Raw genomic sequence first — 15817 nt, 5'->3', positions numbered from 1 at the left:
CGGTTCTTCTGGCAAAGTCTCCACCCACGGTAGGCAGGCGGCCGGACACCGCACCAGAGCCAAATCGGAAAAGTGGCCTGCCCGGTGAATCGCCAGTCGCCGACGAACCCGCTGTCAGTCCAGCTGTCCGGCAGGCTCCGGCTGTTCGGCAGGCTCCCGCGGAGTGGCGAGCCCGTCCACCACCTCGACGCCGGGCAGCTTGAGAAGTTCGGCCGGGGCCAGGACGATCTTGCTGGACCGGTTCCCGCCGCCCATGACCACCCGGGGCGCGTCCAGTACGGCCCGGTCCACATAGATCGGGAGCCCTTCGATGCCGGCAGCGGTGACGCCGCCCACCAACATGCCGGTTTGGGCCACAGTGGTCTCGGCGTCGGCGAAGGATGCCCGCTTGACGCATGAGGATTGTGTCAGTCACAGGGGTTCTCTCTTCCGTTCAAGGCTGCGGGCCGAAACTCTATCTAATACCGCCCATCCGCTCCCTGGCGGCCGCGAAATGCTGATGAGTCCTTTGTGAACGGTGTGCGGCGCGATGATCGGTAGCAGGACACACGAACGGCGATGGTCGCGGGCATGCTTCACCTACCACCGCGAGCCGTTCCGCGCAGGAACCTGTAGAATCGGGCCATTGAAAGCCGGAATCAAAACTCCGGCATGAAGGTTCGAAGGGCACAATGACCGAGAAACTGCATCTCACCCCGGAGGAACATTTTCCCGAGGACCTGGCCGACGTCGGAGACCAGCAGCTGCAGGTCCTGGACAGCCAGGTCCAGCGCCAGCTCGACTATGAGGTCATTGCTGAGGGCGAGCCGAACCCGGAGACGGAGTTCCGGCACTTTGAGCTCGATGAGGAGTTCCAAACACGCGACGATCGTTAGTGAAACCGACGGCTCTGAGCTCCTGCACAGGGACGCAATCAGGGCGCGGGTCCCTTCAGCGCAGCCGGGTTAGCAAACCGGATCGTCGGCTACACCATCGAGTCCTGGATAAAAGCGTCCTTGGCCGTCCCGGCCCTACACAAGGCGATAGCGCGTCGGGATCCTAACGGAACCGTGATTCATAGTGACCGCGGTACTCAATTCCGCTCCCATGCCTTCGTGCGGACGTTTGAAGGGCACGGGCTCACAGGATCGATGGGGATGGTCGGCGCGTGCGCCGAGAACGCCACAATCAATACCGGCTAGCAACGCTAAGCCCCGAGAGTCAACGAAATCCGGGGCAGTCCCAACCGATACCCCCGTATACGTCGGCACCACCGCTCAGCTCAGCTGGAACTTCCAGGCACGCTCTACGGTGAGTTCCGCCCAGCCAACACGCACTCCTAGGCATCAAACACAGGAAAGCCCCTCAAAGCGAGGGGCTTTCAGAGATGGATTTGCACGTTGGTGATATGGGTCAGCGTTGATGCGCGCCTCCTTCCCCGGCGTCGTGTGCGCCCTAGCCGAATTCGATACTCAGAGACTTTAATAGCCGATCAGTAAAGTGTCCAGCCAAAAAGCAGCAGGTTACGCCGCTCAAGTTTGAAGACTACGTCCGGCATCTGGGGGTTTAGCCGATGCGAGAAAGTGCATCATGGGTTCCCCCCGCCCTGCGGACCCTCGTTCTGGGAAGGAGGCCGCAGGCTCAGCGGCCAAGCTCGGTGGAGAGCCGATGCTTGCCGGGGATGTTTAGGGCAGACTGGTGGCGTGAGTGGAATCCGGTGGGTGCTGCACGTCGATCTCGACCAGTTCATCGCGGCGGTCGAGGTGCTCCGGCGGCCGGAGCTTGCCGGCAAGCCGATCATTGTCGGGGGTCGGGGCGACCCCACGGAACGAGCTGTGGTGTCGACCGCGTCCTACGAGGCCCGGGCGTTCGGCGTGGGTTCCGGAATGCCCTTGCGCATTGCGGCCCGGAAAGTGCCCGACGCTGTGATCCTGCCCGTCGATCACGAGGCGTACCTCGCGGCGTCTGATGCGGTGATGGCCACCCTGCGCGCGCAGCCCGGCGCCACCGTGCAGGTGCTGGGGTGGGATGAAGCCTTTGTGGGCGCTGAGACAGAGGATCCGGAAGCCTACGCCCGGCAGGTGCAGGCCGCTGTCCTGGAGCGAACGCAGCTGCATTGCAGCGTGGGCATCGGCGACACCCTTGTCCGGGCCAAGGTGGCCACCGGTTTCGGCAAGCCCGCCGGCGTCTTCCGCCTCACTGCCGGGAACTGGCTCGACGTCATGGGCAGTCGGCCCACCAAGGACCTGTGGGGCGTCGGAACCAAAGTGTCGGGCCGGCTGGCCAAACTTGGCATCAACACAGTCGCCGAGCTCGCCGCGTCCGACCCCCAAGACCTGGTCCCGGAGTTCGGCCCCAGGATGGGTCCTTGGTACGCGGAGCTCGGACGCGGGGACGGCGCCAGCGTTGTGGACGACACCCCGTGGGTTGCCCGCGGGCATAGCCGGGAGACCACCTTCCAGCGGGACCTGACCGAGCCTGCCCAGGTGGACGACGCCGTTCGGGATCTGACAGCGCGTGTCCTTGAGGATGTTGTGGCCGAAGGACGGCCCGTGGTTGGGCTGACCCTCAAGGTTCGGTACGCGCCGTTCTTCACCAAGACTCACGCCCGGAAGATCCCCGAGACATTCGACCGGAACGAAATCCTCGCGCGGGCCATGGACCTCGCAGCCGCAATCGAAGCCGGCCGTCCGATCCGGCTCCTGGGCCTGCGGGCCGAAATGGCCATGCCCGACGACGCCCGAAAGGGACATACGCCGACGCGCGGCGGCTGGTGACGGACTCCGGCAGCCTGCCGGCGTTCCCGGTGGCCAATCTCCGACGATATGCCCGCCCTTACCGGTCAGAACCGTCGTCAACCCGGCGGGTCCTGTCCCACGAGACCGTCCACCGACTCGCGGAGGAGGTCGGCATGGCCGTTGTGGCGAGCGTATTCCTCGATCATGTTGAGCAGGATGTAGCGCAGACTGGGAAGCTCGATGTTGGGGCTGGAGGCAACTGTGCCCTGGCGGCCCGGACCGCCGTCCGTCAGCGCCTCGGCGAATAGGGCGCGGGAGCGTGCCACTGCGTCGCGCCACCTTTCATAGAGTTGTTCGGGGGAGTCCTCGCTGGCCGAGTTCCAGTCCCAGTCCGGGTCGGCGTCCCAGTTCACGGCGCTCCACGGGGGGAGTTGCCGGCGGCCATGCAGCCATTCCGTGGACATGTCGTCCTCGAAACGGGCCAAGTGTTTGAGCAGGCCCCCCAGTGTCATCGACGAGGGGGCGAGCCTCGCCCGTAGGCCTGCCGAGTCGAGCGCAGCGGTCTTCCAAGCGAAGGTCGCCCTCTGTCGCTCCAAAAATCCCAGGAGGGTAGCAGTCTCGTCGCCGGCCAGCGGCGGCTCGGGTTTGGTCTGGTCAGTTTGGCCCGTCTGGTCGTTCAACGGGTGCCTCCTCGTGATTCAGGGTGATTCACAGTGTGCACCTCACTGCCCGCTACCGACAGGGCATTAAGGTGCAGACCGCCGTCGGACGGGCTTCGCAGTAACGCCCTTCGGTAGGTACGTGGCTTGAACCGGCTACATTCGCGGCAGCCATTGCCTAGTCCCGTCTGGGGAGCGTCCTGTTCAAGGCCCCGCCGCCGGGCACCGCGCGGCCTGCCCGTCCAAAGCCTCGGCCTGCGCGCCGTAGCGGACCAGCAGGAAGAACCGGTTGCTCACCGGCAGCCACATCAGCACGGCTCCGGCCAGCGTCAGCACGAGCCCGGCCAGGATGAGCGCCGACGGGTCCAGCGGCGCTGCCAGCACGGACACAACAGCCGCGGCCGTCAGCAGGAGGCGCGCCCACTGTGCTCCTTGCAGCAGCTGGACTGCGGCCCACACCTGCAGGGCTGTCAGCGGGACCGCGAACGCCACTATGAAGGGGACCGCCCAGTCGGGCATGGACTGGCCGAAGTTGACTCCTGCCACGTCCAGGATGACCGGCACGATGCCGAACACCACGGCGCTGGTGAGCCAGCACGCCGTCGATATTCGGATGGCTGCCGGTATGTCCCCGGGCACGCCGGAATCCAAACGCTGTTCCCCCAATGAAGTCCCCAATCTTCAACATGCGATTTACCGCGGTGTACCGGCGGTGATTCACAGCCTACAGGCCGGGGTCGGCCCAGGCAGGAGCAGCACCCCACAGCGGCGAGCTGATACTGAACCGGACCAGGGTCAGCGCCGGCGCCTGGCCCGAGGCCTCCTTTGCGCGTCGGCGGGACCAGAGCGTAGGGCCGGATCGTTACAGCCAGCAACAGTTCAGCGGCAATCAACCGGGCAGGAGGTCCCGACGCAGCCGGCGGCATCACAATTGAAGAATTCAACCCCAGCCCCCAAGGAGGGTGAGATGCGAAGGTCAGCCTCGTCCAGCTTCGTCATTTCCACAGCATGTCTTTTCGTTTTGCTACTCACCGGGTGCGGTCCGCAGGCCGGGCCGCCGGCGCCGACGCCTGCGAGCCCGAGCGATTCCGCCATCTCCGCGCCTGCAACTGAAACGGTAACGGCAACGGCAACTGCAACCGCAACGGAGACGGCGGCCGGGACGCCGGACGCGACCGGCACTTCCGCGCCGTCGGCCGCGTGGAAGACATACACGACGGCGGACGGCCAGTTGGCCTTCGACCTTCCCTCCGCCTGGAGCGTCAAGGACCCGGCGGGCGAACTGGCCGAAGGCGGCGGTGCCTTCGCCGAGATCACCAACCAGGCAGGCAAGCCCCTGGCTACGCTCCGGACCAACATGGCGACGGGTTCCACCTGCACGGAGCGGTATCCCTACTCGGTCCTGGAGTCGCAGGAGCTGGCGGCGCTGACGCAGAACGGGGTGACGCCACGGTTCGTTTTCGAGACCCGCGGCGACGCCACCGGCCCGGGGCCGGCGAACACTCCCGCGGCGGCCTATGGCATCACGTCCGTTCCGGCGCCAACGGGGAACTCGGCGTGCCCCATCTTCCATTTCTTCACATGGCCTCCCAACGCTGCCATGTTCGGCGCGTTCTATAGCCCCGCGAATAACGAGACGCCCGGAGACGCCTCCCTGCCGTATCTGGAGAAAGCCAAGATGTACGCGGACACCCCCGAATACCAGGACATCAAACGGATGATCACCTCGCTGCGGCCAACAGGCTAGTCGGTCATTGGGTGAGGCGGACGACGACGGCGGGCATCCGCCGTCGTCGTCTTGCGTCCCGGGAGAATACGCTCTCCGGGAACCGGCAAACCGTCTCCGGGATTCCTCCGGAATCCAGTCGTAGACTGATCTCCGAATCTCTTCGCGTCATGGGGAGTCCGGATGCTCTGGAAGCTGCTCGTGGAATACTTGCGGCCGCAGCGGCGGCTGCTGATCGCCGTCGTCGTTTTCCAGCTGGCGCAGTCCATCGCCTCGCTGTACCTGCCCACGCTGAACGCGGACATCATCGACGAAGGCGTGGCCAAGGGGGACACCGGCTACATCCTGCGGGTGGGCAGCCTCATGCTGTTCATCACCCTGCTGCAGATCGCCTGCGCCGTCACCGCCGTGTACTTCGGCGCGAAGGCAGCCATGGGCATGGGGCGGGACCTGCGCGGGGCCATCTTCACCCGGGTGGGGGAGTTCTCCGAGCAGGAAGTGACCCGTTTCGGCGCCCCGAGCCTCATCACGCGTTCCACCAACGACGTCCAGCAGGTCCAGCAGCTGGTGCTGATGTCCGCCACGCTGATGGTGGCCGCGCCCATGCTCAGCGTCGGCGGCGTGATCATGGCCGTCCGGCAAGACGCCCAGTTGTCCTGGCTGATCGCCGTCAGCGTGCCGGTGCTGCTGATCGGCGTCGGCATCATCATCAGCCGGATGGTGCCGCTGTTCCGCAGCATGCAGGTCCGGATCGACACCGTCAACCGGGTGCTCCGCGAGCAGCTGGCCGGCATCCGCGTGGTGCGGGCGTTCGTGCGCGAGGACCTGGAGACCGCACGGTTCGCCCGGGCCAACGACGACGTCACGGACACCGCGCTGCGCGCCGGCCGGCTGATGGCGCTCGCGTTCCCGGTGGTGATGCTGGTGCTCAACGTCTCCAGCGTGGCGGTGATCTGGTTCGGCGCGGTCCGGATCGAAGACGGCTCCATGCAGGTGGGCACGCTCATCGCGTTCCTCAGCTACCTGCTGCAGATCCTGATGTCCGTCATGATGGCCACCTTCATGGCCGTGATGATCCCGCGCGCCGCCGTCTCCGCGGACCGGATCGGCGAAGTGCTGGAGACGGAATCGTCAGTCCGCCCGCCGCCGCACCCGGAGCGCTTTGGCGCTTCCGACGGCGCCCGCCGCGGCGAGCTGGAAATGCGCGGCGTCCGCTTCGCATACCCCGGCGCCCAGCAACCGGTCCTCAGCAACATCACCTTCACTGCCCGCGCGGGGCAGACGACGGCGATCATCGGCAGCACGGGCTCGGGGAAGACCACCCTGGTAAACCTGATGCCGCGGCTCTTCGATGCCACCGGCGGCGCGGTGCTCATGGGCGGGGTGGACGTGCGCGAGCTGCACCCGGACCTGCTGTGGGGACACATCGGCCTGGTCCCGCAGCGGCCGTACCTGTTCTCCGGCACGGTGCGCAGCAACCTGCTGTACGGCAAGCCGGACGCCACGGAGGACGAGCTCTGGGGCGCGCTGGCCACGGCCCAGGCGCAGGACTTTGTCCGGGAGATGGAGGGAGGCCTGGATGCGCCCATCTCGCAGGGCGGCACCAACGTGTCCGGCGGGCAGCGGCAGCGGCTGGCCATCGCCCGCGCGCTGGTGAAGCGGCCGGAGCTGTACATCTTCGACGACTCCTTCTCCTCGCTGGACACCGCCACGGACGCCCGGCTCCGCCAGGCCCTCAAGCACGACACCTCCGGCGCTACCCTGGTGATCATCGCCCAGCGGGTGTCCAGCATTCTGGACGCGGACCAGATCCTGGTGCTCGACGACGGCAGGATCGTCGGGCGCGGAACGCACGGCGAGCTGCTGGAGACCTCCGAGACGTACCGGGAGATCGTGTCCTCGCAGCTGGCGGCCGAGGAGGCTGCATGAGCACCTCAGACCGCACCGGGCAGACCCACGGAAGCGGGCCGTCCGCCGTCGGACGTCCTGCGGGTGCCGCAGCGGGGAGCGCTGAACGGCAAGCAGGCCCGCCGCGCCCGCCGATGGGGCCGGGCAGGGGCGGGCCGTTCGCGGGGATGAACGTCCCGGCGGAGAAGGCGATGAACTTCGGGCCGTCGGCCAGGCGGCTGCTGGGGACGCTGCATCCCGAGCGGCTGTGGCTGGTGCTGGTCCTGGCGCTGGCCGTGGCGAGCGTGGCGTTCTCGGTGATCGGGCCGCGGCTGCTGGGGGAGGGCACCAACCTGATCTTCGCCGGCGTGGTGTCCAAGGACCTGCCGGCCGGGGTGAGCAAGGACGAGGTGATCGCGGGGTTGCGGGCGGCCGGCGAGAATTCGCAGGCGGACATGCTCGGGGCCATGAAGCTGACGCCGGGGACCGGGATCGACTTCGCGGCGCTGTCCTCCGTGCTGCTGTGGGCGCTGGCGCTGTACGTGCTGGCGTCGGCGTTCGGCTGGATCCAGGCGTACGTGCTCAACGGCGTGGTGCAGCGGACGGTGTACCGGCTGCGCGAGCAGATCGAGGCGAAGATTCACCGGCTGCCGCTGCGGTACTTCGATTCGATCCAGCGCGGCGAGCTGCTCAGCCGGGTGACGAACGATGTGGACAACATCTCGCAGAGCCTGCAGCAGTCGATCTCCCAGGCGGTGACGTCGCTGCTCACGGTGGTGGGCGTGCTGGTGATGATGTTCCTGCTCTCGCCGGTGCTGGCGCTGATTGCGCTGGTGACCGTGCCGCTGACGCTGGTGACCACGGCGCTGATCGCGAAGAGGTCGCAGAAGCTGTTCGTGGCGCAGTGGAAGCACACGGGGGAGCTGAACGGGCAGATCGAGGAGACGTACACGGGGCATGCGCTGGTGAAGGTGTTCGGCCGGCAGCGCGAGGTGGAGGAGCGGTTCCGGGAGAAGAACGCGGAGCTGTACGCGGCGAGCTTCGGGGCGCAGTTCATTTCCGGCCTGATCATGCCGGCGCTGACGTTCATCGGGAACCTGGTGTACGTGGGGATCGCGGTGGTGGGCGGGTTGCAGGTGGCCTCCGGAGCGATGCAGCTGGGCGATGTGCAGGCGTTCATCCAGTACTCGCGGCAGTTCACCCAGCCGCTGGCCCAGCTGGGGTCCATGGCGAACCTGCTGCAGTCCGGGGTGGCATCGGCGGAGCGGGTGTTCTCGTTGTTGGACGAGGACGAGCAGTCGCCGGATCCTTTGCCCGGTTCCTCGCCGGACGGCGGGCGGGGGCGGCTGGTGTTCGAGAACGTCTCGTTCTCCTATTCGCCGGACAAGCCGCTGATCTCTTCGCTTTCCTTGGTGGCCGAGCCGGGGCAGACGGTGGCGATTGTGGGGCCTACCGGGGCCGGGAAGACCACGCTGGTGAACCTGATGATGCGGTTCTACGAGCTGGATGCGGGACAGATAACGCTCGACGGCGTGGACGTCACCGCTGTCTCCCGGCGGGAGCTGCGCTCGCGGATGGGCATGGTGCTGCAGGATACGTGGCTGTTCGGCGGGACGATCCGGGACAACATCGCGTACGGCCGGCCCGATGCTTCCGAAGCGGAGATCCTGGAGGCGGCGCAGGCGACGTACGTGGACCGGTTCGTGCACTCATTGCCGGAGGGTTACGACACCATTTTGGAGGACGAGGGTTCCAACGTTTCGGCCGGCGAGAAGCAGCTGCTGACGATCGCCCGGGCGTTCCTGGCCCGGCCTTCTGTTTTGATCTTGGATGAGGCGACTTCTTCAGTGGATACGAGGACCGAGGTGCTGGTGCAGAAGGCGATGAGTGCTTTGCGGTCCGACCGGACGAGCTTCGTGATCGCGCACCGCCTGTCCACCATCCGCGACGCGGACCTCATCCTGGTGATGGAGGCCGGTCAGATCGTGGAGCAGGGGACGCATGCTGAGTTGTTGGCGGCGGGCGGGGCGTACTCCGCGCTGTATGCGGCGCAGTTCGCGGCTCCGGTGGCGGAGGTTTGACGGGGGCATCGTCCCCGCCCGTGGAGCGTGTGCGAGACGTCTCAAGGCCTGCAGCCGCCGGCGGTGATTCCACGGCTCGGCGCGTCTCGTATCTACGTCTCGCGACGCGCACGTGTGACGGGGGCGCATGTCCGGCGTTGCGAGATGTTCAGTGCTTTGGCGGGGCAGTGCTGTGGCGTACCACCAGTTGGGTGGGGACGAGAGTGATGCCGGGTTTGGTGGTGTTAGTGCGGATCTGTTGGAGGACATTGTCGACGCACTGGTTGCCGACGTCGGCGAAGTTCTGGTGGACCGTGGTCAGCGGGGGAGCGTAGGAGGAGGCTTCGGGGACGTCGTCGAAGCCGACCAGGCTGATGTCTTCGGGGACTGCTTTCCCCTTTTCGCGGAAGGCCCGGAGCAGGCCGAGGGCCATGTGGTCGTTCGCGGCGAACACGGCCGTGCAGCCGGGTTCGTCAGCGAGCCGGAGTCCGGCCTCGTAGCCGGAGTCCGCCGACCAGTCGCCGCGGAGCACCGGCGGGACGGCCCTTCCGGCGTCGGCAAGGGTAGTGCGCCAGGCGGCGGCACGGCGTTCGCTGGCGAAGGATTCTTCGGGGCCGGCGACGTGCCAGACGGTCTCGTGGCCGAGGTCCAGGAGGTGTCTGACGGCCTTGCGGGCGCCGTCGGCCTGGTCTGTGTCCACCACGCTGTACTCCTCGCCGGCGTCGGAATCGACGACGACCACCTTCACTCCAGGAGGCAGCGTCACGGTCGCCGCATCCAGGAGGTGGACCTCCATGATGGCGATCACCGCGTCAACGGCGAGTTCACCCATCCGGGAAAACGCACCTTGGATCCCGGCCTGCGTTGGTGCGGTGACCGGGATCAGCGTGATGGCGAAGTCCTGCCGGGCTGCATGCAGTGCGATGGCCTCAAGCGTGCGCATGTTACCCAGGGAGGACAGCGAGAACGTGATCACCCCGATGGTCCGGAAGCTGCCTCGCTTGAGCGCCCGGGCCGCACTGTTCGGCCGGTATCCGAGTTCGTTCATGGCCGCAATGACCTGGCGCCGCGTGCTTTCGATGACGTCAGGGCTCCCGTTGGACACGCGGGAAACGGTCTGCGACGAGACTCCGGCGAGCTTGGCGACGTCGGCCATGGACACCTGCTGCTTGCGCCGTAGCGCGGCGCCGGCCGTCTCCTTCACAGGGGAGATATTGCGGACCGGGGGTTGACCGGATTCGTGCTCCATGTCACCATCATACCAATCATGTTTGCGCAAACATACACAAAAGCTCACACAGATGTTTACGTAAACAGAACACGTTCGGTCACCACCAGTGACGCATCCCTGAAGAGGACCTTCCATGACAATGACGTCCCCGCAAGTCGCAGCGCCAGCAGGAGCGGCTGCTCCGGCGGCCCGCACGAGCCGCCGCGCCAGCCGCCGTTCGTGGGCCGGCTGGTGGTTCATCGGCCCCTTCATGGCCGTTTTCGCCTTGGTCTTCCTGGCCCCGATTGCGTATTCCATCTACCTGAGCGTCTTCCGCAACCAACTCATTGGCGGTACGGCGTTCGTGGGCCTGGACAACTACGCCCGGGCGTTGGGGGATTCGCAGTTCTGGTCCGCGCTGGGACGGGTTTCGCTGTTCCTGGCAGTCCAGGTGCCCGTCATGCTGACGATCGCCCTCGTTGTTGCCCTCGCCTTGGACAGCGGCAGGCTCTACGGGAAGTCGTTCTTCCGCATCTCGATCTTCCTGCCCTATGCCGTGCCTGCCGTCGTCGCCACACTCATGTGGGGCTTCATGTACGGCACCCGATTCGGACTGGTGGGAAACATCAACCAGGCCTTCGGCCTGAACCTGCCCAGCCCGCTCTCCTCCGAACTGGTGCTGGCCTCAATCGGAAACATCGTCACGTGGGAGTTCATCGGCTACAACATGCTGATCTTCTACTCCGCGCTGACCGTCATCCCCAAGTCCCTCTATGAGGCCGCCGAGATCGACGGCGCCGGCCAGCTGAGGGTCATCGCCGCGATCAAGCTGCCGGCCATCCGCGGCGCCATCGTGGTCGCCTCCATCTTCTCCGTGATCGGCAGCTTCCAGCTCTTCAATGAGCCCAGCATCCTCAAGAGCCTCTCACCCAACACCATCTCGACCTATTTCACGCCCAACCTGTACGCCTTCTCCCTGTCCTTCTCCGGGCAGCAGTACAACTACTCCGCCACGGTGGCGATCATCATGGGGCTGATCACCATGGCCATTGCCTACGCCGTCCAGGTCCGCGGCATGCGAAAGGAGCTCTGACCATGAGCGTTCAGACAGCCGCCCGCCCCGGCAGCGCCGGCGTGGGAACGTCGTCCCCGCTGAAATTACGCACCCCTCGCCTGCGGTCTCCACGCACAACCGGGACCCGGCGCTCACGCCGCAGCCTGGTACTGACTCTCCTGATGGGCATTGTCCTGCTCTACAGCCTGGCCCCGCTGTTCTGGCTGCTGGTCAACGCCACCAAAACGCAGGACGGCCTGCTCAACTCCTTCGGCCTGTGGTTCGACGGCGATTTTGCCCTCTGGGACAACATCGCCCGGACAGCAACTTACGACGGCGGGATCTTCCTTCGCTGGTTCGCCAACACAGTCCTATACGTCGTGCTCGGCGCCGGCGGTGCCACTTTCCTCGCCGTCCTCGGTGGCTACGCACTGGCCAAGTTCGATTTCCCTGGCCGGAAGGCCGTGTTCGCCGTCGTCATCGGAGCGGTGGCCATTCCGGGCACGGCACTCGCGGTCCCCACGTTCCTTATGTTCAGCCAGATGGGCCTCACCAACACCCCCTGGGCCGTGATCATCCCCTCGCTCATCTCGCCCTTCGGCCTGTACCTCATGTGGACCTTCGCCACCGAGGCCATCCCCACCGAGATCATGGAGTCCGCCCGGATCGACGGCGCCAGCGAGGCACGCACCTTCTTCCAGGTCTGCCTTCCGCTGCTGACCCCGGGCATTGTCACCGTGCTGCTCTTCACCATGGTGGCCACCTGGAACAACTACTTCCTGCCGCTGATCATGCTGAAGAACCCGGACTGGTACCCCCTCACCCTGGGCCTGAACGCCTGGAACGCGCAGGCCGGCACCGCCGGCGGGGAAGCCATCTTCAACCTGGTCATCACAGGTTCCCTGCTCACAATCCTTCCGCTGATCGCAGCGTTCCTGCTGCTCCAGCGCTACTGGCAGTCCGGCCTTTCCGCCGGAAGCGTCAAAGAATAACGCCCGTCCCACCCTCACCAACAACGCAGTTAGAAGGAAGACATGATCAAGACCCTGACCCGCCGCGGCCTGTTGCAGACTTCTGCCGTCGCCGCCGCACTCGCCCTGGGGCTCACCGCTTGCGGAGGTGGCGGCAACGCGGCGCCGCAGCAAACGGTCAACAGCGACGCCGTCGAAGCCGCCCTCCAAAAAGGCGGCAAGCTGACGGTGTGGGCCTGGGACCAGTCGCTGAAGAAGGTCGCCGAGGGCTTCGAGGCCAAGTACCCCAACGTGGACGTCAACCTGGTCAACGCAGGCACCGGCAACGACCAGTACACCGCCCTGCAGAACGCAATATCCGCTGGCTCCGGCGTGCCCGATGTGGCGCAGATCGAGTACTACGCACTTCCGCAGTTTGCGCTCGGCAAGGCACTGGCGGACCTCGGCCAGTTCGGAGCTGCAGACCTCGACGGTACTTTCACGGCCGGTCCGTGGTCCTCGGTGCAGGCGCAGGGCGGCGTTTACGGCCTTCCCATGGACTCCGGCCCCATGGCCCTGTTCTACAACAAGCAACTCTTCGACAAGCACGGCATCGCAGTGCCCACCACCTGGGATGAGTTCCTCGAGGCCGGACGTGCGCTGAAGAAGGCTGATCCCAAGGCATACATCGCGAACGACACCGGCGACGCCGGGTTCACCACCAGCCTGATCTGGCAGGCCGGCGGCAAGCCCTACCAGGTGGACGGCACCAACGTCGGCGTGAACTTCTCCGACGATGGGTCTGCCAAGTTCGCCGAGACCTGGCAAAAGCTCATTGACGAGGACCTCCTGGCCCCCATCAGCTCCTGGAGCGACGAGTGGTACAAGGGCCTCGGCAACGGCACCATCGCCACCCTTTCCACCGGCGCCTGGATGCCCGGGAACCTGGTCTCCGGCGTTGCCGACGGGGCCGGCAAATGGCGGGTCGCACCCCTGCCTCAGTGGGAGAAGGGCGGCGCCAACAGCAGCGCCGAAAACGGGGGCAGCTCGCTGGCCATTCCTGCGGCCAGCAGCCAGGCAGCGCTTGCCTACGGCTTCCTGAAGTACTCCAACGTTGAGGAAGGCGTCCAAGCCAGGATCGACGGCGGCGCCTTCCCGGCGACGTCAAAGGACCTCGCGTCCGAGAAATTCCAGAACACCGAGTTCAAGTACTTCGGCGGCCAAAAGGCCAACCAGATCTTCGCCGAATCAGCGAAGAATGTTCCCGCCGGCTGGTCCTACCTGCCGTTCCAGGTCTACGCCAACAGCATCTTCAACGACACCGCCGGCCAGGCCTACGTCTCCGGCACCAAGCTCAAGGACGGCCTGACGGCATGGCAAAAAGCCTCGGTGAAGTACGGCACCGAGCAGGGGTTCACGGTCAAGGAATAGGACCCCGTAGGCAACCCACCCATCTCCGCGGACGCGCCAGCCAGCCCGGCGCGTCCGCGGCCACCCAAACCCGCCCAAAAAGAGGAACTCCATGACCCACGCCACCCAACACCGCTGGCTGCGCTGGCCGTCCCCGGACACCAAGAGGCTGGCCTTCGGTGCCGACTACAACCCCGAGCAATGGCCCCGCGAGGTCTGGACAGAGGATGTGCGGCTCATGCGGGAGGCCGGGGTCAACATCGTCTCCCTGGCCATCTTCTCGTGGGCACGCATCCAGCCCTCGCGGGAAACCTGGGACTTTGCCTGGCTCGACGACATCATCGGTCTGCTCCACGCCAACGGTATTGCCGTGGACCTCGCCACCGCCACCGCCTCCCCGCCGCCGTGGCTCGCGGCCGAACACCCGGAAATCCTTCCGGTCACCCAGAACGGCGAAACCCTCTGGCCGGGCGGCCGGCAGCACTGGCGGCCCACGTCGCCGGTATTCCGCGAGCACGCGCTGACGCTCGTGCGAGCCATAGCCGAACGCTACAAGGACCACCCCGCCATCTGCGCCTGGCACGTTTCCAATGAGCTCGGCTGCCACAACATCTATGACTATTCCGACGACGCCGCGGCCGCCTTCCGCCGCTGGCTCCAAGACCGCTACGGCACAATTGAGGATCTGAACACCGCTTGGGCGACCGACTTCTGGTCCCAGCGCTACGCGGACTGGAACCACATCCTCCCGCCGCGCAAGGCCGCGTCCTACCCGAACCCCACGCAGCAGCTGGACTTCAAGCGCTTCTCCTCGGACTCGCTGCGGGATTACCTCCGCGCCGAACGCGACATCCTCAACGGCATCACCCCGGATATCCCCGTCACCACCAATTTCATGGTGATGGGGGAGACGAAGGGGATGGATTATGCCGCCTGGGCCGCCGACGTCGACTTCGTCTCCAACGATCACTACGTGGTCCCGGGACCGCAGGGCCATGACGAACTGTCCTTCTCCGCGAACCTGACCGGCAACATCGCCGGCGGCAAACCCTGGTTCCTGATGGAGCACTCCACCAGCGCCGTCAACTGGCAGCCGGTGAATACGCCCAAGAAGCCCGGGGCGCTTGCCCGGGACTCGCTCACCCACGTGGCCCACGGCGCAGACGCGGTCTGCTTCTTCCAGTGGCGGCAGTCGCGTGCGGGGGCAGAGAAATACCACTCCGCGATGGTTTCGCACGCCGGCAGCAACAGCAGACTCTTCCGCGACGTCACCGCGCTCGGCCGCACGCTGGGTGAACTCTCGCCGATCACCGGCAGCCGGCGCGAGCCGGCACGGGCCGCGATCCTCTTCGACTGGGATTCCTGGTGGGCCAGCGAGCTGGACTCCCATCCCACCGACCGGCTCCGCTATCGGCAGGAGGCACTTGACTGGTACTCGGCGTTTTTGGCCACCGGCATCCGCGCCGATGTCCTCCCGGCGGCAGCCTCCCTTGAGGGCTACCAGCTTGTCATCGCACCGGTCCTGCACGTGGTGCCGGCGGAGCTGCGCTCGCGCCTGACCGCCTTCGTCGAAGCGGGCGGCCACCTGGTGACCACCTACTTCTCGGGCATCGTGGACCAGAACGACCACGTGTGGCTCGGCGGATATCCCGGCGCCCTCAGCGATCTGCTGGGGATCCGGGTGGAAGAGTTCGGGCCGCTGGCCCCGGGAGAAGAAGCCACGCTCGACGACGGGTCAACCGGCACGCTGTGGGCGGACCCGGTGGCCACCACCTCCGGCGACACGAAGGTCCTGCGCCGGTTTACCTCCGGTGACCACGCCGGCGAACCGGCTGTAACCCGGCGCAGCGTGGGCGGCGGATCCGCCGGCTACGTGGCGACACGGCTCGGACCCGCCGGCCTGGTCCCGGTCCTGCGGGAATTCGCCGATCTGGCCGGCGTCGGGTCTGAACTGCCCGCGGAACTGTGTGGCGCCGTCGAACTCGCCGTTCGCGCAGGGGAGGACGGACGCTTCCTTTTCCTGATCAACCGAACGGACCACGCCGTCGACATCTCGGCGGTCCCCGGGGCCGTGCTCACGGGCACCGGGCAAGCCAAGCTCGCCGCCCGCGGCGTGGCCGTTCTCAAAAGCCCCAAGTAAAGCA

Annotated in this window: 14 protein-coding genes; 10 read left to right on the top strand and 4 right to left on the bottom strand. The window is 66.3% G+C overall.

The window, feature by feature from the left end:
- Positions 1-114: 114 nt before the first annotated feature.
- Positions 115-411 carry a YbaK/EbsC family protein gene (locus CXQ90_RS05550; protein WP_104137596.1) on the bottom strand — a complete coding sequence of 99 codons (297 nt, stop codon included), beginning with the start codon at positions 409-411 and terminating at the stop codon, positions 115-117.
- A gap of 260 nt (positions 412-671) precedes the next feature.
- Between CXQ90_RS05550 and CXQ90_RS05545 the strand changes: the two genes are divergently transcribed.
- From CXQ90_RS05545 to CXQ90_RS05535, 3 genes are all read left to right on the top strand, one after another.
- Positions 672-875: a hypothetical protein gene (locus tag CXQ90_RS05545; protein ID WP_104137594.1), complete on the top strand. Its 204-nt coding sequence runs from the start codon at positions 672-674 to the stop codon at positions 873-875.
- An 81-nt stretch (positions 876-956) separates the two neighbouring features.
- Positions 957-1181 carry a DDE-type integrase/transposase/recombinase gene (locus tag CXQ90_RS23195; RefSeq protein ID WP_104137593.1) on the top strand — a complete coding sequence of 75 codons (225 nt, stop codon included), beginning with the start codon at positions 957-959 and terminating at the stop codon, positions 1179-1181.
- A gap of 519 nt (positions 1182-1700) precedes the next feature.
- Positions 1701-2756: a DNA polymerase IV gene (locus tag CXQ90_RS05535; RefSeq protein WP_104137591.1), complete on the top strand. Its 1056-nt coding sequence runs from the start codon at positions 1701-1703 to the stop codon at positions 2754-2756.
- Positions 2757-2833: 77 nt separating this feature from the next.
- Here the strand turns inward: CXQ90_RS05535 and CXQ90_RS05530 are convergent, their stop codons facing one another.
- Together CXQ90_RS05530 and CXQ90_RS05525 are read right to left on the bottom strand one after the other, a co-directional pair.
- Positions 2834-3397 (bottom strand): DinB family protein, encoded by a 564-nt coding sequence (locus CXQ90_RS05530; RefSeq protein ID WP_104137590.1) that lies wholly within the window; start codon positions 3395-3397, stop codon positions 2834-2836.
- Positions 3398-3580: 183 nt separating this feature from the next.
- Positions 3581-4015, bottom strand: coding sequence for a hypothetical protein (locus CXQ90_RS05525; RefSeq protein ID WP_181038436.1), 435 nt, complete (start codon positions 4013-4015; stop codon positions 3581-3583).
- A 328-nt stretch (positions 4016-4343) separates the two neighbouring features.
- Here CXQ90_RS05525 and CXQ90_RS05520 point away from each other — a divergent pair, with 328 nt between their 5' ends.
- The 3 genes from CXQ90_RS05520 (at position 4344) to CXQ90_RS05510 (ending at position 9070) form a co-directional block, all read left to right on the top strand.
- Positions 4344-5123 (top strand): hypothetical protein, encoded by a 780-nt coding sequence (locus CXQ90_RS05520; protein ID WP_104137589.1) that lies wholly within the window; start codon positions 4344-4346, stop codon positions 5121-5123.
- 162 nt (positions 5124-5285) lie between these two features.
- Positions 5286-7031 (top strand): ABC transporter ATP-binding protein, encoded by a 1746-nt coding sequence (locus tag CXQ90_RS05515; RefSeq protein ID WP_104137587.1) that lies wholly within the window; start codon positions 5286-5288, stop codon positions 7029-7031.
- A gap of 113 nt (positions 7032-7144) precedes the next feature.
- Positions 7145-9070, top strand: coding sequence for an ABC transporter ATP-binding protein (locus tag CXQ90_RS05510; protein WP_104137948.1), 1926 nt, complete (start codon positions 7145-7147; stop codon positions 9068-9070).
- 148 nt (positions 9071-9218) lie between these two features.
- On the opposite strand, the gene CXQ90_RS05505 is transcribed toward CXQ90_RS05510, so the two are convergent.
- On the bottom strand, positions 9219-10298 hold the full coding sequence (locus tag CXQ90_RS05505; protein WP_308470543.1) for a LacI family DNA-binding transcriptional regulator: 1080 nt from the start codon (positions 10296-10298) through the stop codon (positions 9219-9221).
- A gap of 121 nt (positions 10299-10419) precedes the next feature.
- On the opposite strand from CXQ90_RS05505, the gene CXQ90_RS05500 reads away from it, so the two are divergent.
- From CXQ90_RS05500 to CXQ90_RS05485, 4 genes are all read left to right on the top strand, one after another.
- Positions 10420-11352 carry a carbohydrate ABC transporter permease gene (locus tag CXQ90_RS05500; RefSeq protein WP_104137944.1) on the top strand — a complete coding sequence of 311 codons (933 nt, stop codon included), beginning with the start codon at positions 10420-10422 and terminating at the stop codon, positions 11350-11352.
- A gap of 2 nt (positions 11353-11354) precedes the next feature.
- The gene (locus CXQ90_RS05495) at positions 11355-12305 is read left to right on the top strand and encodes a carbohydrate ABC transporter permease (RefSeq protein ID WP_219816638.1); all 951 of its coding nucleotides are present in this window, start codon (positions 11355-11357) and stop codon (positions 12303-12305) included.
- 42 nt (positions 12306-12347) lie between these two features.
- Positions 12348-13694: a sugar ABC transporter substrate-binding protein gene (locus CXQ90_RS05490; RefSeq protein WP_104137584.1), complete on the top strand. Its 1347-nt coding sequence runs from the start codon at positions 12348-12350 to the stop codon at positions 13692-13694.
- A 91-nt stretch (positions 13695-13785) separates the two neighbouring features.
- Entirely contained in the window at positions 13786-15813 is a 2028-nt protein-coding gene (locus CXQ90_RS05485) for a beta-galactosidase (protein ID WP_104137582.1), read from the top strand.
- Positions 15814-15817: the final 4 nt, after the last annotated feature.

It is taken from the genome of Arthrobacter sp. ZGTC131 (assembly GCF_002929275.1).
GTDB lineage: Bacteria > Actinomycetota > Actinomycetes > Actinomycetales > Micrococcaceae > Arthrobacter.
The sequence above is the reverse complement of the archived record's forward strand: the minus strand, read 5'-3'. Positions and strand labels throughout refer to the sequence as shown.